General features: G+C 30.0%; 21 protein-coding genes and 1 other annotated feature. Of the genes, 1 reads left to right on the top strand and 20 read right to left on the bottom strand.

The window, feature by feature from the left end:
* Positions 1 to 115 precede the first annotated feature (115 nt).
* From CHL78_RS04555 to CHL78_RS04535, 5 genes are all read right to left on the bottom strand, one after another.
* Positions 116 to 1,267 carry a D-alanyl-D-alanine carboxypeptidase family protein gene (locus tag CHL78_RS04555; RefSeq protein ID WP_094366626.1) on the bottom strand — a complete coding sequence of 384 codons (1,152 nt, stop codon included), beginning with the start codon at positions 1,265 to 1,267 and terminating at the stop codon, positions 116 to 118.
* Between the two features lie 43 nt (positions 1,268 to 1,310).
* Entirely contained in the window at positions 1,311 to 1,523 is a 213-nt protein-coding gene (locus tag CHL78_RS04550; protein WP_243446369.1) for a CD1290 family small acid-soluble spore protein, read from the bottom strand.
* 83 nt (positions 1,524 to 1,606) lie between these two features.
* Positions 1,607 to 1,894 (bottom strand): DUF503 domain-containing protein, encoded by a 288-nt coding sequence (locus CHL78_RS04545; RefSeq protein ID WP_094366625.1) that lies wholly within the window; start codon positions 1,892 to 1,894, stop codon positions 1,607 to 1,609.
* Between the two features lie 23 nt (positions 1,895 to 1,917).
* The gene (locus CHL78_RS04540; protein ID WP_094366624.1) at positions 1,918 to 2,253 is read right to left on the bottom strand and encodes a YlbF family regulator; all 336 of its coding nucleotides are present in this window, start codon (positions 2,251 to 2,253) and stop codon (positions 1,918 to 1,920) included.
* A 171-nt stretch (positions 2,254 to 2,424) separates the two neighbouring features.
* Positions 2,425 to 4,101, bottom strand: coding sequence for a ribonuclease J (locus CHL78_RS04535; RefSeq protein WP_094366623.1), 1,677 nt, complete (start codon positions 4,099 to 4,101; stop codon positions 2,425 to 2,427).
* Between the two features lie 224 nt (positions 4,102 to 4,325).
* On the opposite strand from CHL78_RS04535, the gene CHL78_RS21470 reads away from it, so the two are divergent.
* Entirely contained in the window at positions 4,326 to 5,063 is a 738-nt protein-coding gene (locus tag CHL78_RS21470) for a metal-dependent hydrolase (RefSeq protein ID WP_094366622.1), read from the top strand.
* A 25-nt stretch (positions 5,064 to 5,088) separates the two neighbouring features.
* On the opposite strand, the gene CHL78_RS04525 is transcribed toward CHL78_RS21470, so the two are convergent.
* The 15 genes from CHL78_RS04525 to topA all read right to left on the bottom strand — a co-directional run bounded on the left by CHL78_RS04525 (position 5,089) and on the right by topA (position 22,241).
* Complete coding sequence (locus CHL78_RS04525; protein WP_094366832.1) at positions 5,089 to 5,529, bottom strand: Fur family transcriptional regulator; 441 nt, start codon at positions 5,527 to 5,529, stop codon at positions 5,089 to 5,091.
* Positions 5,530 to 5,873: 344 nt separating this feature from the next.
* On the bottom strand, positions 5,874 to 6,149 hold the full coding sequence (locus CHL78_RS04520) for a DUF1292 domain-containing protein (RefSeq protein WP_094366621.1): 276 nt from the start codon (positions 6,147 to 6,149) through the stop codon (positions 5,874 to 5,876).
* A 71-nt stretch (positions 6,150 to 6,220) separates the two neighbouring features.
* The gene (ruvX, locus tag CHL78_RS04515) at positions 6,221 to 6,646 is read right to left on the bottom strand and encodes a Holliday junction resolvase RuvX (protein WP_094366620.1); all 426 of its coding nucleotides are present in this window, start codon (positions 6,644 to 6,646) and stop codon (positions 6,221 to 6,223) included.
* 120 nt (positions 6,647 to 6,766) lie between these two features.
* Positions 6,767 to 8,944, bottom strand: coding sequence for an MFS transporter (locus CHL78_RS04510; protein WP_094366619.1), 2,178 nt, complete (start codon positions 8,942 to 8,944; stop codon positions 6,767 to 6,769).
* Positions 8,945 to 8,953: 9 nt separating this feature from the next.
* Positions 8,954 to 9,214: an IreB family regulatory phosphoprotein gene (locus CHL78_RS04505; protein WP_094366618.1), complete on the bottom strand. Its 261-nt coding sequence runs from the start codon at positions 9,212 to 9,214 to the stop codon at positions 8,954 to 8,956.
* 27 nt (positions 9,215 to 9,241) lie between these two features.
* Positions 9,242 to 11,887, bottom strand: a complete 2,646-nt coding sequence (gene alaS, locus CHL78_RS04500) for an alanine--tRNA ligase (RefSeq protein WP_094366617.1) — start codon at positions 11,885 to 11,887, stop codon at positions 9,242 to 9,244.
* A gap of 79 nt (positions 11,888 to 11,966) precedes the next feature.
* Positions 11,967 to 12,183: a binding site (T-box leader), on the bottom strand.
* Positions 12,184 to 12,274: 91 nt separating this feature from the next.
* Positions 12,275 to 13,351: a tRNA 2-thiouridine(34) synthase MnmA gene (gene mnmA / locus CHL78_RS04495; RefSeq protein WP_094366616.1), complete on the bottom strand. Its 1,077-nt coding sequence runs from the start codon at positions 13,349 to 13,351 to the stop codon at positions 12,275 to 12,277.
* Positions 13,352 to 13,558: 207 nt separating this feature from the next.
* Complete coding sequence (gene nifU / locus CHL78_RS04490; RefSeq protein WP_094366615.1) at positions 13,559 to 14,005, bottom strand: Fe-S cluster assembly scaffold protein NifU; 447 nt, start codon at positions 14,003 to 14,005, stop codon at positions 13,559 to 13,561.
* A gap of 16 nt (positions 14,006 to 14,021) precedes the next feature.
* Positions 14,022 to 15,206 carry a cysteine desulfurase NifS gene (nifS, locus tag CHL78_RS04485; protein ID WP_094366614.1) on the bottom strand — a complete coding sequence of 395 codons (1,185 nt, stop codon included), beginning with the start codon at positions 15,204 to 15,206 and terminating at the stop codon, positions 14,022 to 14,024.
* A 12-nt stretch (positions 15,207 to 15,218) separates the two neighbouring features.
* On the bottom strand, positions 15,219 to 15,674 hold the full coding sequence (locus CHL78_RS04480; protein WP_094366613.1) for an RrF2 family transcriptional regulator: 456 nt from the start codon (positions 15,672 to 15,674) through the stop codon (positions 15,219 to 15,221).
* A gap of 247 nt (positions 15,675 to 15,921) precedes the next feature.
* Positions 15,922 to 16,854 (bottom strand): ROK family protein, encoded by a 933-nt coding sequence (locus CHL78_RS04475; protein ID WP_094366612.1) that lies wholly within the window; start codon positions 16,852 to 16,854, stop codon positions 15,922 to 15,924.
* Between the two features lie 88 nt (positions 16,855 to 16,942).
* A complete protein-coding gene (locus CHL78_RS04470) occupies positions 16,943 to 17,725 on the bottom strand; it encodes a GNAT family N-acetyltransferase (protein ID WP_094366611.1) in 783 nt (260 codons plus the stop codon).
* A 75-nt stretch (positions 17,726 to 17,800) separates the two neighbouring features.
* Complete coding sequence (locus tag CHL78_RS04465) at positions 17,801 to 19,063, bottom strand: replication-associated recombination protein A (RefSeq protein WP_094366610.1); 1,263 nt, start codon at positions 19,061 to 19,063, stop codon at positions 17,801 to 17,803.
* A 98-nt stretch (positions 19,064 to 19,161) separates the two neighbouring features.
* The gene (codY, locus tag CHL78_RS04460; protein ID WP_094366609.1) at positions 19,162 to 19,947 is read right to left on the bottom strand and encodes a GTP-sensing pleiotropic transcriptional regulator CodY; all 786 of its coding nucleotides are present in this window, start codon (positions 19,945 to 19,947) and stop codon (positions 19,162 to 19,164) included.
* A gap of 185 nt (positions 19,948 to 20,132) precedes the next feature.
* Positions 20,133 to 22,241, bottom strand: a complete 2,109-nt coding sequence (topA, locus tag CHL78_RS04455; RefSeq protein ID WP_094366608.1) for a type I DNA topoisomerase — start codon at positions 22,239 to 22,241, stop codon at positions 20,133 to 20,135.
* Positions 22,242 to 22,258: the final 17 nt, after the last annotated feature.

Genomic DNA, 22,258 nt, shown 5'->3' with positions numbered 1-22,258 from the left:
ATTTATAAATATATAATCAAAATATTTATAAATGGTATAATAGTATTAGTAAATTATTTTACAAAATAAAAAGAGAAGTATAAGCCTTGTTCTGGCTATATACTTCTCTTTTTATTTATATCATATTATCTATAAGTCTTTGAAGCATTTGTAAGTAACTAGCTTTATTTATATCTTTAGTGTTAACTAAATCAGCCTTACCTACAAGATTGTCCTTTTGATATATTTCAATTGTTCCAAGTGTAGTTCCCTTTTTAACAGGTATAGTAGGATTTTCAGTTACTTTTATCTTTCTAGTAAAATCTTTTGCGTCACCTTTTTTAATAAGAACACTTAAATCTTCTTTAGCAACCAAAGTAACCTTATTATCTTCTGCTTTATCTAAAGTAAGAGTTGCAATTTTATCATCTTTTGCACATAATTTTACACTTTCATAATTTGCAAATCCATAATTTAAAAGATTAGAAGCATCTTTAAATCTCTCAGGAGAAGTTGGTGCTCCAAGAGTTGCTGCTACTAAATGTGTCTCTCCTCTTTTTGCTGCTGCTGACAGACAATACTTCGCTTCTTGTGTAAACCCTGTCTTAACTCCTGTTGCTCCCTGATAATGCTTTATCATTTTGTTAGTATTTGCAAGACCTATTGTTGCTTGTTTTTTTCCAACTACTATCTGGTCCATCCATGTTGTTAAGTATTTACTTATCATATCATGTTTTAATAATTCCTTTGACATTATCGCTATATCATGTGCTGAGGTATAGTGATTATCTATAGGAAGACCATTAGTATTTGCAAAGTGAGTATCCTTCATGTCTAAATCTTTTGCTTTTGAATTCATCATATCAACAAAACCTTCAACACTTCCACCTATATGTTCTGCCATTGCTACACAAGCATCATTAGCTGATGCTACTGCAATACCTTTTAGTAAATCATCCACTTTTTGAGTTTCACCTGGCTCTAAAAATATTTGACTTCCTCCCATACTAGATGCAGTCTCACTTACTTGAACTGTGTCATCAAGTTTTAATTTTCCTGAATCTACTGCTTCACAAATAAGTAGCATTGTCATTACTTTTGTTACACTTGCAGGTGGTAATTTCTCATGAGAATTTTTTTCAAAAAGAATTTTACCACTCCCTATATCCATTAAAATTGCAGATTTTGAAGATAAATTTAATGGTGCATTTTCTCCAGTTGCAAAAGCCGTACTCATAGGCGTAGCTATAAATGCTATAGCCACCAGTATGCTAGCCAATTTTTTCATCGTTGTCACCTCTTAAGTTTTATTTGTATATATTTTCCCACACTTACATCTTTTTATTCGATAGGGTAGATATACTTTCACCTAATTTCTTTTTAGTCTCAAGTTTTTTAAAATGATTGGCTAATACTCCATTAGTACTTGCGTTTTCAATTATCTCAAATGCATCCTCATAATTCATACCATAATCACCTGCTATTTCCATTCTCATTTGTTTTAAAGCTATTCTTGCGTTTTTATCTACCATTCTATCAGCCATATTAGTCCTCCTGTATATTATTTTTCATATAGTTATTTTTTACTAATATGGTAGATTTATTATTGGTATTTTTTACATTATAATTAGAACTTAGTTACATCTTCTTCTATTTCTATTATTTCTGCATCAGTATTATTTTCAATAAAGTAAATTATCTTTTCTATTGAAGAGTCACATTGGCCTTTATCAAGATTCACACCACAGATTCCAATTGTTATCCTCTGATGAAGATCTTGATTTTCCACTTCCATTACTGATATATTAAACGCATTTTGTAATCTTTTTACTAAACTCTTTACAACCATTCTCTTTTCTTTTAATGAATGAACCCAGTTTGCCCTTAAGTGTATCTTCATCATTAGTATTATCATCTTATGTCTCCTAAATTATTTTATTATTCATAATCCTTTTCTACTGTTTTACCTATAATATTATTTATATTATTCATAAGTTGTGTAAATTTCTGTTCATTATTTAGGTAATTAATTAATTTTTTGTTATTACTTACCTTTTTCTGTGTATCTTCTATTCTTTTCTTTGTCTTCTTATCTATCTCTTTTCTTTGAATCATATGGGCTTGTAGCTCAACTTGAGATGATCTATACGCTTTTAATAACTCTTCACAGTTTTTATCTCTCTTTACTTCTTTCATAGACCTTCTAAAATCTTTATATTCCTTGCTATTTTTTATTTCACTAGCTAACTTAGTAGCTGTATCATATACCCCCATAAATACCTCCTAAAAATATCTTTAAGCTGTGCATGAAAAAGAAACTTATTACGTGATAAGCACATTCTTAAACAAAGTAATTAGAATTAAACTTACATATTACTTGATAAGCTATAATCCATTATAATAAAAAAAGATTGAATATAATAAATTATATTCAATCTTTATATATTATACCTCCATTATTATAGGAAGTATCATTGGATTTCTCTTAGTTCTTTGGTATAGGTATTCTTTAAGATTTTCTTTTATATTATTCTTTAAGTATGCCCATTCTTTTATGTTCTTTTCTTCACAGTCTTTTAAAACTTGCTTAATTATTCCCTTAGCTCCATCCATTAAGTCCTCAGATTCTCTTACATATACAAATCCTCTTGATATAATATCTGGACCTGCTAAAACTGTTCCATCTTCTTTTGATATAGTTACTACTACTATCATTAATCCATCTTCTGATAAATGTTTTCTGTCTCTTAAAACAATATTTCCAACATCTCCTACACCTAATCCATCAACTAATACGTTTCCAGTTGGTATACGAGAAGCAACCTTTGCTGAATTTGCATCTAATTCTAATACATCTCCAGTTTGCATTACAAATATATTTTGACTTGGCATTCCTAACTCTTCTGCTAGTTCAGCATGTCTCTTTAACATTCTGTACTCACCATGAGCTGGCATAAAGAACTTAGGTTTTGCTAGCCTATGAATAAGCTTTAATTCTTCTTGAGAAGCATGACCAGAAACATGTATATCCGCGATATCGTTGTATACTACTTCTGCACCCTTTTCAAATAATAAATTTATTACTCTTGATATTAATTTCTCATTCCCTGGTATTGGATGAGCTGATATTATTACTAAATCTCCAGCTTTAATCTCTACTTTTTTATGTTCAGCGCTTGCCATTCTTGCTAAAGCTGACATAGGTTCACCTTGTGTACCTGTAGTTATAATAACTAATTCGCTATCTTCATATTTAGATATATCATTTAAATCAATTAATGTTTTATCTTCTATATTTAAATATCCTAAATCTCTTGATACACCAACTACATTGATCATAGATCTACCTGATATAGCTACTTTTCTATTAAACTTCTCAGCCATATTTATAATTTGTTGAAGTCTGTGTATATTAGATGAGAAAGTAGCTACTATTATCCTACTGTTGTTTGCTTTTCTAAATAAATCATCTAGTCCTGCACCCACAGTTTTTTCTGACATAGTATATCCACTTCTTCCAACGTTAGTACTATCAGCTAACATTAAAAGTACTCCCTCATTGCTTAATTCACATATTCTATGAATGTCCATAACATCACCATCAATAGGTGTTAAATCAATCTTAAAATCTCCTGTGTGATATATTATACCTTGATCTGTATGAACAGCTATAGAACAAGCATCTGGTATACTATGATTATTCTTTATAAATTCTACTTCAAAGTTATTAAGTTTTATAACTTGTCTAGGAGTTACAACATTTAACTTAACATTGTTAAGCTTATGTTCTTTTAATTTAACTTGTATAAGTCCTATACTAAGTTTAGCCCCGTATACAGGTACATTTATCTTCTTTAATATATAAGGAAGAGCTCCTATATGATCCTCGTGACCATGTGTGATAAATATACCTTTTATCTTATCCTTATTTTTCATTAAATAAGTTATATCCGGTATAACTATATCTACCCCTAACATATCTTCTTCAGGAAAACTTAACCCCGCATCAATTACAATTATCTCATCTTTGTATTCAATAACCGTCATATTTTTCCCAATTTCATTAAGTCCGCCTAAAGCCATGACTTTTATTTTATTGGTGTTATTCTTGAACAATTGCATCATCTCCTTCTGTCTATTCAGTTTTAAAAAACCAAACCACGTTCTATAATTTTAAATAATATCAAATCGCGCACTCTTTACCAGTTATTATCATTGTACCATAATTCTTATTATATTTTAAGCTATATTTAAAATACATTTAATGTATTGTTTTGACAAACCTATATTAATTTGATATTCTCTGAATATATTAATCCATTTTTTGGTATATATTAGGAGGATATATGAGAGGAAAAACTCATTGTACAATAGGTATATTAGCTTCAATACAAGCATCTATAATCTTCAAGGTTCCTATTTCCTTATTTAGTCTTATGATTTCTGCTATTTTTTCATTATTACCCGACTTAGATGAACCTAACTCAATAGTTTCAGATTTTTTTTTCAAAAAAAATATTTCTAAGTTCATATATAAAATAATAATATACACAACTAATATAGCAATCTTCTTTATATCAATAAAAATAAATAATAATTTTTACTTTAGTTCTATAATAACTTTTATAGCTATCTTTGTTATAGAATCTAAATTAACACATAATTTGCTAAGAAAAGTATTTCTATCTTTAATTTTTATATTATTAGCCACGTGTTTATACTTCGTAAAAATCCCAATATATTTTATAATTTTTTGCCTTATGTTGGCTACTTTCCCTTGGATGAAACATAGAAGTTTTTCGCACAGTATGTTTTCAATAATAATAATATACTTTTTATTAAAACAAATAGAGCTACTAACTAATATATCCAATTTATCCTTTTTTGGAACTATAAGCTATGCAAGTCATATGTTTTTAGGAGATATATTTACAAAACAAGGTGTTCCACTATTTTATCCCATAAGTGACAAAAAAATCTCTTTAGGGTTTTTAAGGGTAGGTAGCTTTTTTAGTAATTTATTAGAAATAGTTTTTGTGATTGTACTAGTTATTTGTATAATTTATTCAATAATAAAAATATAAGTCCCACAGGGGACTTATATTTTTATTATTGATCACAATCTTCACATAATCCGTAGAACTTTACATCATGATCTAGAATTTTAAATTTATATAGACCTTGTATTTCTTTTTCTATAGTATCTAGTAAATCTTCTTTAGCTTCCATTATTTTTCCGCACTTTTTACATATAAGATGGTGATGATTATGACAATCTTCTTTATTTAAACTAATTTCATATCTTATACATCCGTCGTCTAAGTTTAGTTTAGATATTACATCAATCTCATCTAATAACTGCATCGTTCTATAAACTGTAGCTAAACCTATTTCTGGGCAGTCAACCCTAACTAAGTCATATATTTCTTCACTACTTAAATGAGCATGATCATTTTTTAATAATATATCTATAATCGCCCTTCTTTGAGGTGTAATTTTAAATCCAGTCTCTTTTAATTTTTCTTTTAGTATATCCATCGTATTCATTATAATCTCACCCTTTTTCAATTGATAATCTTTATTAAATATTTTAATTGATAATAGACTTATTGTCAACTATATAAAATCTTCCATTATCATTATTTTTATTTTTATTTTTATTTTTATCCATATTTTATTAACATGTTATATACTATATTATTACCCGATATTTAGTAGTTTAAACTTTATGTACTTATATATAACAAATAATTATAAATCTAGTTAAAAATTCATTTCGTTCATATAGTCAACGACTTACAAAGCAAATAAGATATAATTTCCTAACAATTAAAAAAGCCTATCTAATGTTGGTATCATTAAATAGACTTTATTAATATAATAATATTTAGTTATTATTGCTCGTCTTCGTCGTAGTTTAATCCTTCTTCTTCCATTAATGTATTGTATACAGCTACAACTGTTTCATACTCGTCATCATTTTCTAATGGAACTAATATTTCGCCTTCTTCATCAGAATCGATTCTGAATATTAATGCTTCATCTGCTTCTTCATCTTGAACTGGCATTAATATTGCATATTCCTTTTCTTCTGCTTCTAGAGTTAGTATTATTTCGAATTGGCTTTCTACACCATTTTCATCTATTAAACTTATTATGTTTTCTTGCATATCATTCACCTCAAATTTTATTTTTTTATTACCTATATTATATCTCATAAAACTATAATTTTATATGCTTTTTAGAAATTTCTTTTAAGATCTAAGTAACCTTGTAAAATTATTACAGCAGCAAGCATGTCTATTACTTTCTTTCTATTTTCTCTACGAACATTTCCTTCTATCAATGTTCTTTCAGCTGCAACCGTAGATAACCTCTCATCCCAAAATTCTATAGCTATACCAGTTTCTTCTTGTAATAACTCACAAAACTTTTGAACTTTTTCACCTTGAGGTCCTATTGTACCATTCATATTTTTAGGAAGTCCTGATACTATTTTATTTACTTGTCTTTCTTTTATTATTGCCTTTAACTCTTCAATATCTTTCTTCTTACCTACTCTTCTTACTGTTGTGACTCCTTGTGCAGTAATTCCCATTATATCACTTACTGCCACACCTATAGTTTTATCTCCTATATCAAGTCCCATTATTCTTCCGTCTAACATATATATTTCTCCTTATTTTTGAGTGTTATCTCTATTTATTTTGCCAATATAAAAATCATTAATGCACTTAAAATTAAACTAGTCAGGAAATCTCCTGACTAGCTTATATATAAATAAAAATTATTCTTTATCTTCAAATATTATCATATTCATACTTATTATTATTAAAGGTATAAGTATATAAATAGATGCAGTTGATGCCGCAACTATACCTGAATCATTTACTAAAAGAGTTATAGCACATCCTACCATAGTAGCTATAAAGCTATCAAATATAAATTTGTATTCTCTAGCTATTTTTCTAAAATGTCTAGATGGTCTAAATATAAGAACTCCTATTATAGCAACACCCGCAAGTAGTATGTTTACCCATACACTAGTTTGTGCTAGCTTTAAGTTCATCTGAATCTTTCTGCTAAATGTTTGGATTATAGTTCCAGGTCCATTTACTAATATTTGTTCAACAAAACCAGCTAAGTGCGACTCACTACCTGAAATCATATCAAATGCTGCAAATGCAAATACTACGCCTGCAGCTGCAAGTCCAATTAATATTACCTTTTTGAAATCTAGCTTAACATTAAATATTATAAGTATAAATAATAAGTAAGCTACACTCTCAGAAATGGCAGCTCCTACGTTTGCTCCCATAGCTGGAGATGCACTAGTAATTAAAATAAATATAGACGATACTACAGCTAACCACTTCGGTATTTTTTTATATTGTAGTAGTACTGCTAATCCAAATATTGCACTTCCTATTGCTATACCTTGATATTCATTACCCATACCATAATATCTTGCACCAATTATGGCATCATAACTCATTATACTATTTTTCATTAGGTATGTTCCAAATGCACAGTCAATAGATATAGCTAGTATTGTTACTACAGCAAAGAATCCCATATGTTTTATATCATCTTTAAATAGTAATCTTCCTATTAAATAGAAGGCTATTGTAGTTGCCAGTATACCTAAAGATATTGACATAGGCGTCTTAAAGTTAAATATAGCTACTATTAAGAATGATAGTGGTAATATAAGACCTAATTTTATAAATTCTTTTAGGACTGTAAATACCTTTTTCTTATTAGGTATGTAGTTTCTAAAGAATACTGCAAACATTCCTATTATCCATGATGCAGATACTACTCCTACAAAACTATTTACTACGTTTGATCTAATACTAGAGATAGTAACTATTTTTTCATACTCATCTGATAAAAATGTTATATTATCACTCTTATCTACCAAGTCGTATTTTCTGCCTACCATATTTTCATTCTCTAAACCAAACTCACTTAGTATATCTACACCAACATCTAAGTTTGCTACTATTCCATCTCTTCTTGTTGTTGGAGATGCTAAGACTCCTTTTCCTTCTCCACTAAATTTAATTATTGGAGATAACCTCTTTTTATTTTTATAATCTAAGTCACTAGGAAAAGCACTTGTTATATATACTGTATCATTTTCACCAATCATATTGAATACTTCTTCTAAGTATTTATCAATATTCTTAGCTATCTTAGATCTCATTTGTCCATGAGTTTTTTCATTTAAATTTAATCTATACATATCTAATCTATATGTATCTCCTAAATCCACAAATATAGCATTACTTTCATTGTAATACTTTTTAGTTTCTTTAGTTAATTTATCATAGTCAGTTCTTATTCCATAAGGCATTGATAAATCCTCTACATTAATATCATCAATATTTCCAGCATCTATTCTTCCATGTTCGTCCATAGCAACTAGACCAATATTTCTATTTTTTACTAGTTCACCATTTTCAATTATATCTGAGTTTCCAAGTACTGCTGTTTTCAAGTTATTATCTGATAGTGTTTGTCCTAAAGAACCTAATGTAGATCCATATTGACCTTTGTCTTTGTTTTCATGTATAGAATTATTGATAGTCAAATCATTTATTGCTTTCGCTTTTTGACCTGTTGCAGCTTTAAAAGTTGCTGCCTCATTTTTATCAGTTTCTTGGAAGTTTATTAGATCCTCTGTACTAACATTAGCTCTACCTCCAGCACCCATACTAGCAAAAGACCTTCTATCGTCAGTTCCTTTATCACCTCTTATATTCATTAGACCTACGTGTCCTCTGTTGTCTAATTCCTCTTTTAGAGATGATATTTTCAACATATTATCAAGGCTAGTTCTAGTCATATTTATAAATATAACTTTACCTTGCTTATTGTCTTCATTTGCAAAGCTATATTGGGTCATAGATACTACTAGTATCATAATTGCTACCAATAATGATCCAATTTTCTTCTTCATTAGATCGCCCTACTTTCTGTTTAAATAATGAGTGATTACTTCTTCAAGTATCTCGTCTCTTTCAAATTTTTTAATTACAGATCTTGCATTCTTATAACTAGTTATATAACTTGAATCACCTGAAAGTATATACCCTATAATTTGATTTATAGGGTTATATCCTTTCTCAGTTAGAGATTCATATACAAAATCTATAGCTTCTCCAACGCTCATCTTTTCTGTATCTGATACACCTTCAAATTTCATTGTATAATCTAAATCTTTTTCCATTGTTAAATCCCCCTTTAATATGGTTATTTATTTTACTTGTGACTTAACAACCTCAGCTGCATAGTTTAATGCTTCATCAACCTTAGTTACATCTGTAGCTCCTGCTTGCGCCATGTTAGGTCTTCCTCCACCTTTTCCACCAGCAATTTGTGCAACTTCTCTAACTATGTTTCCTGAATGAATCCCTCTATCTAATACATCCTTAGTAGCAGTTACTATGAAGTTTACCTTATCTTCACATACATTAGCTACTACAACTACACCTGATGCTAGCTTATCTCTTAAACTATCTGTAGTGTCTTTTAAAGTATTCATATCCATATTTTCAAATTTAGTTGTTATTAAGTTAACTCCATTTATATCTAACTTAGAATCTAATATTGAGTCTACAGACTGTAAGCTCATCTTAGTCTTAACATCATGTAACTCTTTAGCCAATGCTTTGTTTTCATCAACTAAACTTTGAGCTCTTTGAGTTAAGTTATCTTCTTTAGCTTTTAATGTAGTGCAAACTTCATTTATTACAGCTTCTTTTTCTTTTAAGTATTCGTATACTGATTTTCCTGTTATAGCTTCTATTCTTCTTACACCTGCAGCTACTCCACCTTCAGATACTATTTTAAACATACCTATTTGAGAAGTATTTTTTAAGTGAGTTCCTCCACAAAGTTCTATAGAATAATCACCCATAGCAACAACTCTTACATCATTACCATACTTTTCGCCAAATAATGCTGTAGCTCCTTTTTCTTTTGCTTCATTTATACTCATATTTTCGCAGTTTATATCTAAAGCATCTAATATTGCATTGTTTACTTTTTCTTCTATTACTTTTAACTCATCTTTTGATATAGCTTCAAAGTGTGTTACGTCAAATCTTAATCTTTCTGGAGTAACTAAAGATCCTGCTTGGTTAACGTGATCTCCTAATACTTCTTTTAAAGCTTTGTGAAGTAAGTGAGTTGCACTGTGGTTTCTTGCAGAAGCCATTCTTACGTCTTTGTTTACTAAAGCTTTTAATTCTTCATTAGTATTAACTGTTCCACATTTAACTTTTCCTATATGCTTTATAGTATTGTTAGCGCCTTTTCTTGTATCTGTTACTTCTATTACTACATCTTCAGATGCGTTAGTAAGTATACCACAGTCTCCTGCTTGACCCCCACCTTCTGGATAGAAAGTAGTCTTGTCTAATACTATTGTAACTACATCTCCTTCAGTAGCAGATTCTACTATTTCATTGTCTTTAACTATAGCATTAACTTTTCCTAATATAGTTAAATCTTCATATCCCTCAAATGAACTTTGAACAGATGCATCTAGCTTTGATAGTGGATCTTCCTTCCAGCTTTCACCTTCCATATTTCCTCTAGCATTTCTAGCTCTTTCTCTTTGCTTATTCATTTCTTCATTAAAAGATTCTTCATCTAAATCAAGACCTTCTTCTTCTAATATTTCCTTAGTTAAATCTATTGGGAAACCATAAGTATCATATAATTTAAATGCATTTTCTCCACTTAAAGTATTTATGTTGTTAGATTTTAATTCAGCTATATAAGAAGCTAGTATTTCACTACCTTGATCTATAGTTTCATTGAACTTTTCTTCTTCTATTCTTATTACTTTCTTTATGTAGCTTTCTTTTTCTACTAGTTCTGGGTACGCTTCTCCACTTACACTTATTACTTCATCAACTAATTTGTATAAGAAGTTTTCTTTTATTCCTAATAATTTACCATGTCTAGCAGCTCTTCTAAGTAATCTTCTAAGAACGTATCCTCTACCTTCATTTGATGGAAGTACACCATCTGCAACTAAGAAGCTTACAGCTCTTATATGGTCAGTTATTATTCTTACAGAGACATCTCTCTTAGCATTTTTTCCATATTCTACGTTAGCAGCCTTTTCTATAGCACTTATTATTTGTCTTATTGTATCTACTTCAAATATATTATCAACGTCTTGCATTATACAAGCCATTCTCTCTAGACCCATTCCTGTATCTATGTTTTTGTTTTCTAATTGTCCATATTTTCCATCTTCATCTCTATCGAATTGAGTGAATACATGATTCCAAAATTCTAAGTATCTATCACAGTCACACCCTGGCTTACAATCTGGATTATCACATCCAAATGCTTCTCCTCTATCGAAGTACATTTCTGAACATGGTCCACAAGGTCCTATACCTATTTCCCAGAAGTTATCGTCTTTTCCAAGTCTAACTATTCTTTCTTTAGGGAAGTTCATTCCTTTTTCCCATAATTCATAAGCATCATCATCTTCTTCATAAACTGTTACCCATATTTTATCTTCTGGCATATTTAAATGCTCAGTTACGAATTCCCATCCCCAAGCTATAGATTCTTCCTTGAAGTAATCTCCGAACGAGAAGTTTCCTAACATTTCAAAGAAAGTACCATGTCTAGCAGTCTTTCCTACGTTTTCTATATCTCCAGTTCTTATACACTTTTGGCAAGTAGTCATTCTTACGCTTGGTGGTACTTCTACTCCTGCGAAGTAGTTTTTAAGTGGAGCCATACCTGAGTTTATAAGTAATAAACTCTTATCGTTGTGTGGTACTAAAGATGCACTATCTTTCACGTAGTGACCTTTAGATTCAAAGAATTTTAAAAATTTGCTTCTAATTTCGTTTAATCCCATTTGTTGCATATTATTTTCCTCCTATTTTTAAGTTATAACTCTATAACTTTTATTTTTACATATAAAAAACCTCGCACATATACAAATGTATAGGGGCGAGGATAATTTCGCGGTACCACCCTAATTATCATGAAATCATGACATCTTCGGAAAACCTTAGTTATAACGGAACTACCGGCAATCTCTACTTACTTTCAAGAATGCTACTCCAAGACTGCTTCAACTATTTTATTCTAAGGGCTCTCACCAACTCCCTCTCTCTGTAAGACTTCAAATAATTTACTATTTCTTTTCATTGTGTTTAATTTCTATTAATTTTTATCTATAGATATATTACTAAACTTTATATAATTAATCAATAGTATAATTTTTAATATATAAAAAATTATTGCTATATTATTTAATTATTCCTCCACCTACAACTATGTCTCCATCGTACATTACAACAGATTGACCTTTAGTTATAGCTCTTTGAGGTTCATCAAATACTATCTTTATAGAGTTTTCTCCATTATTATATATAGTTGCAGGAGATGGCTTAGCTGAGTATCTTATCTTTGCTTGTACTCTTATTGGCTCATCTATTTTATCAATTGATATTAAGTTTACATCAGTTGCAATAAGTTCTTTACTGAAGATATCTTCATTTCCACCAAGTATTACTGTATTTTTTACTGGATCTATATCTACAACAAACATTGGCTTACCAAATGCTATGCCTAGACCTTTTCTTTGACCTATTGTGTAATGTATTATTCCTTTATGTCTTCCTAATACATTACCGTTAGTATCTACAAAATACCCATCTTCAATTCTCTTTTTAGAGTGTTTTTTTACATATCCCGCATAGTCATTATCTTTTACGAAACAGATTTCTTGACTATCCGGTTTATTATGCACATCCATACCCATTTCTTTTGCAATCTCTCTTACTTTATCTTTTTCATAATCACCGATTGGAAGTAAAGTATGTTCTAATTGCTCTTGTGTTAAGTTGTAAAGAGCATATGTCTGATCTTTTTTATCTGTTACAGATTTTCTTAATTGATATCTTCCCGTTTCTTCGTCTTTTTCTATTTTAGCATAATGCCCAGTTGCAACATAGTCACAACCTATTTGTCTAGCTTTTTTATAGAAATCATCAAACTTTATATGCTTGTTACATGCTATACATGGGTTAGGAGTTCTTCCATTTAGATATTCATCTATAAATGGCTCTATTACTTTCTTTTCAAATACATCTCTAAAGTTTAATACATAAAAAGGTATTCCAATATTCTCAGCTACACGTCTAGCGTCCTCTACTGCAGCTAAAGAACAACATCCACCTTCATTCTCTATTAAATCATCGTCATCGTCTTGCCATAACTTCATAGTAACCCCTATGACTTCATAGCCTTGTTGTTTTAGTAGGTAGGCTGCTACCGAACTGTCTACCCCACCACTCATACCTATCATTACTCTTTTGCTCATAAAATCACCTCGATGTTTATATTATATATATTTTACATAATTTTTAAAAGCATAAACAAAAAATTTATTAATCTTAAGTAAAGTTCTTACTTCTTTTAAGTCTATCCATTTTCTAAAATATAATCTCTTTAATTCAAGTTTTTAATCTATAATTAAAAAATCTTCGAAATGAAATTATATTCATCTCGAAGATTTATTTATCATTTTTTATTCTTCTTCCTCTACATCGTGGTGGTGATCATGATCATCATCTATAACAACACCATCTAATTCAGGTATGTGTATGTTGTTTTTCTTTGCATAGTCTATTAAAGCTGACTTTATAGCTTGCTCAGCTAATACTGAACAGTGCATCTTAACTGGTGGTAAACCATCTAAAGCTTCTGCAACTGCTTTATTTGTAACAGCTAATGCTTCATGTATAGTTTTTCCTTTAACCATTTCTGTAGCCATTGATGAACTAGCTATTGCTGATCCACATCCAAATGTCATAAACTTAACGTCTTTTATTATTTCATCTTCTATATCAAGATATATTCTCATTATATCTCCACATTTAGCGTTTCCAACTTCACCTATTCCACTTGCCTCTTCTATTTCTCCAACATTTCTAGGATTCATAAAGTGATCCATAACTTTTGGGCTATATTGCATATCAATCTCCTCCTTATTATTTTCCTTTTACTAGGTTGTTGTATAGTGGAGACATGCTTCTAAGTCTCTCTATAACACCTGGTAACTTTTCTATTACGTAATCTATATCTTCTTGCGTTGTAAAGTCTCCAATTGAGAATCTTATTGAACCGTGAGCTTCTTCATGAAGTAGTCCTATAGACATTAAAACATGTGATGGATCAAGTGATCCTGAAGCACAAGCTGATCCAGTTGATACAGCTATACCTAACATGTCTAACATTAATATTATTGACTCACCTTCTATAAACTCAAATCTAAGATTTGCATTTCCAGGAAGTCTGTCTTCTAGACTACCATTTACTTTAGTGTATGGTACTTTATCTAATATACCATTTATTAATTCATCTCTTAATCTTGTAAGTCTTTCTATATGCTCACTCATATGGCTTTTAGCAATTTCAGCAGCTTTTCCATATCCAACTATTGATGGTAGGTTTTCAGTTCCGCCTCTTCTCTTTCTTTCTTGAGCTCCACCATGAGAATGTGCATGTAACTTAGTTCCATTTTTCACATATAATGCACCTATTCCTTTAGGTCCATATATTTTATGAGATGACATACTCATTAAATTAACATCTAATTCTTTAACATCTATATTTATATTTCCTGCTGCTTGTACTGCATCAGTATGGAATACTATATTGTGTTTTTTAGCTATTTCGCCAATTTCTTTTATAGGTTGTATAGTACCTATTTCATTATTAGCAAACATTATGCTTATTAATATTGTAGTATCTTTTATAGCATCTTCTAATTGTTTTAAATCTATTTTACCTTCAGAATCAACATCTAAATAAGTTACTTCAAATCCATGGTGTTTTTCTAAGTATTCACATGTGTGAAGTATTGCATGATGTTCTATCTTTGAAGTTATTATATGGTTTCCTTTATCTTTATTGGCAAATGCAACACCTTTTATTGCCCAGTTATCACTTTCTGTTCCACCTGATGTGAAATATATTTCATTTGGTTTTGCACCTATTAAGTTTGCCACTTGTTCTCTTGCTTTATCTAAAGCATTTTTTGCTTCTCTACCAAATGAATGGAAGCTTGATGCATTTCCAAAGTAGTCCGTTAAATAAGGCATCATTGCATCTAATACTTCTTTTTTCACAGGAGTTGTTGCAGAGTAATCCATATATATTCTTTTTTGTTCCATTACATTCATCTCCTACTTCTTTTTTGATATTGTACTTGTAATATCATTTTCTAATTTATTTTTATTGTGATCATTTATCATGTCTTGAAGAGTAATTGAATTTATAACTTCATCTATACCCTTTTTCATCTTCTCCCAAACTACTTTTGTCACACATACTCCTGAATTTTCACAGACCTCATCATCTAATACGCAGTCTGATAATGATACTGGACCTTCTAGTACAGTAAGTATGTCTCCTACAGTAATATCTTTTGGTTCCTTGCTAAGTAAATACCCACCTTGAGCACCCCTTACGCTAGTTACCAATCCCGATTTCTTTAGGGATGAAAATATTTGTTCCAAATATTGATCTGATATATTTTGTTTTTTTGCAATAAACTTCAATGGAACTGGTCCATTATTTTGGTTTAATGATAGTTCAAACATGGCCTTTAGACCATATCTACCCTTAGTAGATAGCTTCATAATTATCACCCTCTATACCGAAATCTAATTCATACTGATTTACTATGAATTACTTTCAATAACATTGTATTATACCCGAGTTTTTTTGTCAAGATTTAATTCCAAGTATTTTTGTCGAGATTAAATCTAATTATTTTTTTATATCTATTGATTAAAAATCTATATATTTTCATTATTATTTATCTAAAATAAAAAACTAGTGAATATTTTATATATACCCACTAGTTATACTTTTTAATATATTTTTTTAAAGAGCAGACGCCCCTAATATACCTGCATCATTTTTAAATTCTGCTATTACTATATCAGGTATTCCTGCACCATTGAATATTACATTGTCATTAACCATCTGTGATAAACCATCTAATACAATATCACTTGCATTTGATACCCCTCCACCTATAGATATAACTTCAGGATCTATAGAGTGTATTATACTTACTATTCCCATTGCTAGATATTTTTTAAATCTATTAACAACTTCTCCTGCAACACTATCTTCTTCTCTATAAGCATCAAATACCATTCTTGCAGTTATATTTTTTATGTTGTTCTCTGCATATCCTAATATTATACTTTCTCTATTTTCACTTATTAATTTTTGAGCATACTTTATTATTGCTGTTGCAGAACAGAATGTTTCAAAGCATCCATTATTTCCACAGTTGCAATCATAGTAATTACTAGATATCATTACATGACCAAGCTCTGAACCTACACCATGAGCACCTGAAAATGGTTTACCATTTATGATTATCCCTCCACCTACTCCAGTTCCTAGAGTAAGCATCACTCCTATATCATAACCTTTCATACTTCCATACTCATGCTCAGCTACAGCAGCTACTGTAGCATCATTTTCTACTACTACTTTTATATTTTCAAATTTATCTTGAATCTTCTTAGATAATAATTCATTTTTTAAGCCAAGATTTACACACGTAACTTCTCCACTCTTTGCAACTACACCTGGTATTCCTACCCCTATACTTTTTATCTCTTCCTTAGTTATTTCATTAGACTTCATTATCTCATCTACTACATATGCTATATCTTCTACTAACTTATCAGCTCCACCTAATCTATCAGTATCCTTACTGCATTTATAGATAATTTTTCCCTCTCTAACTAATCCAGCTTTTATGCTAGTTCCTCCCACATCAATCCCAATAGTATACATTCTGCCTCCTGAAAACTTTTGTTATTTTTTATAATAAAAATTATACCTTAAATAATTAAATTTTTCACTATCTAATATTTTAATTTTATTATAATTTTGATTTATAATATATCATCCATTCTCCAATTTCTTCAAATCCAAGTTTATGATATATCTTTCCAGCTTCTTCGTTGTCATAAAATAGGCAAGGTATCTTTCTTTCTTTAAGGAGTTCTCTGCATATTTTTACTATACATTTTGTTGCAAATCCTCTATTTCTATAGTTTGGATGTGTCCCTACTCCAACTATCATTGCATGAGTCCTATTCTCCGATGTACTCTTTGCCATTGCTATTACTTGTTTATTTATCTCTATACAGTATCCTCGCCCTGTTCTAAGTCCATTTTTAATACTTTCTGTATTAGTATTTTCAAATTCATTAATAGACTCATAAAGTTTTACGATTTTATTAAGATTTCCAAATCTAATTTTTTTAACTTTAATTTTGCTATTTCTGCTCATTAAAAGATTGTTTCCATTTGTTAATCTGCAGAAATGCACAACTCTTCTTTTCTCTAATCCTAACCTTCTAGATATTCGTTCTACTGATTCTGCCTTGCCACTAATTTCTAAATAGTTCATAGTTTTGATTAATCTACAAAATCCATCTAAGTTACAACTATCCCTTGAATGAAATATTAAATACTCAAAATATTTAAGTAGTACTCCTTCAATTTCCCCTCTTTCATTTATTTCCGCCCAAAGATTTAAAAAATAATTATCGTATCCGTATCTATCTATATCTCCGATAATAAATAAATTAAACTCTGGATCCTCTTCTAAATATTTTAATACCCTCTCATGATAAGCTCTATTAAGCTTTATAATCATAAAACTTCCCCCTGAATATGAAACTTAAAATAATTACTATATTATATATATTATAGTAATCATCAAAGTATATAACTAAAATTTATTTATATAATCTAAATATGCTTTTATATTTTGTTCTGTTTTATTTTCTTGTGGAGTGTAATATATACTATCTTTAATACTGTCAGGAAGATATTGTTGTTTTACATAATGATTTTTATAGTTATGAGGATATAGATACTCACTACCTCTACCCAAGTCTTTTGCTCCAGAGTAATGAGCATCCTTTATATGTATAGGTATATCTTTTATAAACTCCTCATCTAACTCTTGAAGTGCCTTTTCTATTGCCATACATGCAGAGTTTGATTTTGGAGATGTTGCTAATAATAACGTAGCTTGTGCCAGTGGTATTCTAGCCTCTGGAAATCCTACTTGCATAGCTGCATCTACACACGATTTAACTATTGTTATTGCATTTGGATATGCAAGACCTATATCCTCACAAGCTATTACTAAAAGTCTTCTACATATACTTATTAAATCCTCTCCTTTTATTAGCCTAGCTAAATAATGCATAGAAGCTTGGGGATCACTTCCTCTTATAGACTTTTGAAATGCACTTAATATATCATAATGACTATCTCCATCTTTATCAAAGTTAAGTATTTTTTTAAATGTAGATTGTTTTATTGAATCTGAATCTACAATAACTATGTTATCTTTATTAGGTCTAGTAGCATACACTGCTACCTCTAATATATTTAACGCCCTTCTCATATCTCCATCTGATATAGTAGCAATATCTTCAAGCGCCTCATTAGTATATTCTAAATCCATAAAACTTTCTTCTTTTAATATTTCTATTGCTCTTGTTAGTCCTCTTACTACTTCATTCTTTTCTAATAACTTAAATTCAAATACTGTTGATCTGCTTAACAAGGCTTTATACACATAGTGATATGGATTTTCTGTAGTACTTGCGATTAAAGTAATTTTTCCATTTTCCATAAACTCAAGTATAGATTGCTGTTGTTTTTTATTAAAACTTTGAATTTCATCTATGTATAACAAAACCCCATTTATATTATTAATATGTTCTAATTCTGATACAACTCTTTTAATATCTTCTAATGATGAATTTGTTGCATTTATTTTATAAAAAGTCTTACTGCTATACTTTGCTACTATCTCTGCTACAGTAGTCTTTCCTACTCCTGGAGGTCCAAAAAATATCATATTAGGTAAAAATGGTGATTCCAAGATCTTTGTAAGCACTTTATTTCTCCCAATTATATGACTTTGACCTATCACTTCATCTATTTTAGTTGGTCTTATTTTATCAGCTAAAGGCATATTTACACTCCTCTCTATATTTATATTTATTATTTTATACCAAAACTATAAAAAGGTATCTATATTTTAATATAGATACCTTAAACATACAATTTATTCTATTGGTTGTTTTTTAACTTTTGAAGTTCTTCTGTTAGCTTATCATTAAGTATCTTTATGTGCGTCCCCTTCATACCTAACGATCTTGATTCTATAACTCCCGCACTTTCAAACTTTCTAAGTGCATTTACTATAACTGATCTAGTTATTCCAACTCTATCAGCTATTTTACTTGCAACAAGTAGTCCTTCTCTTCCATCTAATTCTTCAAATATATGCTCTACAGCTTCTAATTCAGAATATGATAATGTCCCTATAGCCATTTGTACTACAGCTTTCTTTCTCATTTCTACTTCTAATTCTTCGCCTATAGCTCTTAATATTTCTATACCTACAACTGTTGCACTATATTCAGCTATGACTAAATCATCATCATTATATTGATCATTGTATCTTGATAATACTAATGTACCAAGTCTTTGACCACTGCCTAATATAGGAACTATTGTTGTATACTTTTGAATGTTTGCATGTTCAGAAGGAAATACTTCTAATAAGTTTTCTCCAGTTAAGTTTTCTAATGTATCATTAATTTTTAATACGTTCTTAGTATATTCATCTGGGAATCTCTTTTGCTTAGTTGATTCATCTTCTACAACAGAGCTATCTTCTATATCATTAAGATGAAGACCTAGTACTTTTCCTTTACTACTCATTATATAAGCATTAGATTCTAATACTTCTCCTAAGGCTCCAGCTAATAAATCGAAAGATACGTTGCTTCCACTATTAGCTTGTAAAGTTTTATTAATCCTTCTAGTTTTTTGTAACACTTCGCTAGCCATTTGTAATCATCTCCTCTTGAAACCTAAGTTTTAATAGCAGTTAGCTATTAACATTTTTGCCTACTTTATTCTACAATTTATATTACAATAAAAAACTTTTTTTATTTACATAAATGGTGCACTAGAAATATTATCATAGTTTTCAAGCTTTTTCAATATAATTAGAAAACTTTTTCCAACTTTCGCTATTTTTCGTCAATTGAAATTTTTCCATCTTCTTCTAGTTTCTTTTCCTGTTCTTTCTTGCAGTCTTTATTAGAGCATACCACCTTAGTTTCAGACTTAGTTACCTTCTCTACCATATATGACCCACAGTCATCACACATGTCTCCTGTAGGCTTATTCCAAGCTACAAAATCACAATTTGGATAGTTAGAACAACCATAAAAAGCCTTACCTCTTTTAGATTTTCTAAGGATAATATCTCCTTCTCCACATTTTGGACATTTTACTCCAACCTTATTTACTATCGGTTTTGTAGTTTTACATTCTGGATAATTTTTACATGCCATAAATTTACCGAATCTACCATGTTTTATTACCATATTCAATCCACAATTTTCACATATCTCATCAGTTTCTTGATCCATGTTGATTTTTTCTATACTTTCTATTGCTTTTTCAATAGCTTCCTTTAGAGGTGCATATGTTTCAGATACTACTTCTTTCCACTCAATATTACCCTCTTCTATACTATCTAGTTTATTTTCCATTTGAGCTGTAAAATCAACATCTATAAACTTATTGAAATTACTTTCTAATATATTTGTTACTATTATCCCTAATTCTGTCGGACATAAACTAGTTCCTTGCTTCTCTACATATTCTCGGTTTAGTACTGTTGCTATTGTCGGAGCATAAGTACTAGGTCTACCTATTCCTAGCTCTTCTAATGTTTTTACTAAGCTAGCCTCTGTATATCTTGCTGGCGGTTGAGTAAAGTGCTGTATTGGTAATATATCTTCAGACTTAAGTACATCGCCTTTACTTATATTTGGTAATATTTTATCTTCTCTGTCACTAAAATTATATATTTTCGTATATCCATCAAACTTCATCTTAGATCCAGTTGCTTTAAACAACACACTTCCTACTCTACACTCAACATTTAATATATCAAATACAGAGTCTTCCATTTGACTTGCAACGAATCGTCTCCAAATTAAGTTATACAACTTAAATTGATCTTTACTCAAAGAACTCTTTATACTATCTGGAGTTCTTGTAACAGAAGTTGGCCTTATTGCTTCATGGGCATCTTGTACTTTTTTAGCATCTTTATTTTCTTTTTTCTCTGGAGCATTTTTATAATAATTTTCTCCTAGAGCTTCTAATATATATTCCTTAGACTTTTCTTTAGCTTCTTCTGATATTCTCTTTGAATCTGTTCTTATGTAAGATATAAGACCTACAGTACCTTCTCCAGAGATATCTATACCTTCGTATAATTCTTGAGCTATCATCATAGTTTTCTTAGTTGTAAAAGATAATTTATTTGCAGCTTCTTGTTGAATCATACTTGTAGTAAATGGTTTTGGAGCTGATTTTCTTCTAGATTTAGATTCAATATTTTCAACTACTATATCTTTATCTTTTATTTGTTCCAATATCTCATTTACCATTTGCTCATTGTCTAGCTCAAGCTTTTTATTATCTTTTCCATAAAATTTCAGCGTTATATCTTTATTCTTTTCTGTTTTTGCCTCTAAATCGATAGTCCAATATTCTTTAGGCTCAAAAGCTTCTATTTCTTTTTCTTTGTCACAGATTAATTTAGTTGTTACAGATTGTACCCTACCTGCACTAAGTCCTTTTCTTACCTTTTCCCAAAGTATTGGACTTATTTGATACCCTAGAAGTCTATCTAATACTCTTCTTGCTTGTTGAGCATCAACAGTATTTATATCTATGTGTCTAGGGCTTTTTATAGCCTTTTTTATTGCTTCTTTTGTTATTTCATTAAATTCAATTCTACAATCCTGTGTTTCATCTAATCCAAGGATATGAGCTAAGTGCCAAGATATAGCTTCACCCTCTCTATCTGGATCGGTTGCTAGATACACTTGCTTAGATTTTTTTGCTTCTTTTTTTAATTCCTTTATTACATCGCCTTTACCTCTTATGTTTATATATTGAGGCTCAAAATTATTTTCTATATCCACACCTAATTTACTTTTAGGTAAGTCTCTAACGTGTCCAACTGAAGCCTTTACTGTATAATGGCTTTTTCCCAAAAACTTTTCTATGGTTTTAGCTTTTGCTGGCGACTCAACGATGACTAATGTTTTGGCCATACAACCATACACCCCCA

Origin of the sequence: Romboutsia weinsteinii, from assembly GCF_002250835.2 — a bacterium.
In the GTDB taxonomy this organism is placed as follows: Bacteria; Bacillota; Clostridia; order Peptostreptococcales; family Peptostreptococcaceae; genus Romboutsia_A; species Romboutsia_A weinsteinii.
This window is presented reverse-complemented; position numbering and strand designations above follow the sequence as displayed.

Bases quoted from the DNA above. Each gene is read 5' to 3' on its own strand.
- CHL78_RS04555 (WP_094366626.1), bottom strand. From the start codon at position 1,267: ATGAAAAAATTGGCTAGCATACTGGTGGCTATAGCATTTATAGCTACG.
- CHL78_RS04550 (WP_243446369.1), bottom strand. From the start codon at position 1,523: ATGGCTGATAGAATGGTAGATAAAAACGCAAGAATAGCTTTAAAACAA.
- CHL78_RS04545 (WP_094366625.1), bottom strand. From the start codon at position 1,894: ATGATAATACTAATGATGAAGATACACTTAAGGGCAAACTGGGTTCAT.
- CHL78_RS04540 (WP_094366624.1), bottom strand. From the start codon at position 2,253: ATGGGGGTATATGATACAGCTACTAAGTTAGCTAGTGAAATAAAAAAT.
- CHL78_RS04535 (WP_094366623.1), bottom strand. From the start codon at position 4,101: ATGCAATTGTTCAAGAATAACACCAATAAAATAAAAGTCATGGCTTTA.
- CHL78_RS21470 (WP_094366622.1), top strand. From the start codon at position 4,326: ATGAGAGGAAAAACTCATTGTACAATAGGTATATTAGCTTCAATACAA.
- CHL78_RS04520 (WP_094366621.1), bottom strand. From the start codon at position 6,149: ATGCAAGAAAACATAATAAGTTTAATAGATGAAAATGGTGTAGAAAGC.
- ruvX (WP_094366620.1), bottom strand. From the start codon at position 6,646: ATGTTAGACGGAAGAATAATGGGACTTGATATAGGAGATAAAACTATA.
- CHL78_RS04510 (WP_094366619.1), bottom strand. From the start codon at position 8,944: ATGAAGAAGAAAATTGGATCATTATTGGTAGCAATTATGATACTAGTA.
- CHL78_RS04505 (WP_094366618.1), bottom strand. From the start codon at position 9,214: ATGGAAAAAGATTTAGATTATACAATGAAATTTGAAGGTGTATCAGAT.
- alaS (WP_094366617.1), bottom strand. From the start codon at position 11,887: ATGCAACAAATGGGATTAAACGAAATTAGAAGCAAATTTTTAAAATTC.
- mnmA (WP_094366616.1), bottom strand. From the start codon at position 13,351: ATGAGCAAAAGAGTAATGATAGGTATGAGTGGTGGGGTAGACAGTTCG.
- nifU (WP_094366615.1), bottom strand. From the start codon at position 14,005: ATGCAATATAGCCCAAAAGTTATGGATCACTTTATGAATCCTAGAAAT.
- nifS (WP_094366614.1), bottom strand. From the start codon at position 15,206: ATGGAACAAAAAAGAATATATATGGATTACTCTGCAACAACTCCTGTG.
- CHL78_RS04480 (WP_094366613.1), bottom strand. From the start codon at position 15,674: ATGAAGCTATCTACTAAGGGTAGATATGGTCTAAAGGCCATGTTTGAA.
- CHL78_RS04475 (WP_094366612.1), bottom strand. From the start codon at position 16,854: ATGTATACTATTGGGATTGATGTGGGAGGAACTAGCATAAAAGCTGGA.
- CHL78_RS04470 (WP_094366611.1), bottom strand. From the start codon at position 17,725: ATGATTATAAAGCTTAATAGAGCTTATCATGAGAGGGTATTAAAATAT.
- CHL78_RS04465 (WP_094366610.1), bottom strand. From the start codon at position 19,063: ATGCCTTTAGCTGATAAAATAAGACCAACTAAAATAGATGAAGTGATA.
- codY (WP_094366609.1), bottom strand. From the start codon at position 19,947: ATGGCTAGCGAAGTGTTACAAAAAACTAGAAGGATTAATAAAACTTTA.
- topA (WP_094366608.1), bottom strand. From the start codon at position 22,241: ATGGCCAAAACATTAGTCATCGTTGAGTCGCCAGCAAAAGCTAAAACC.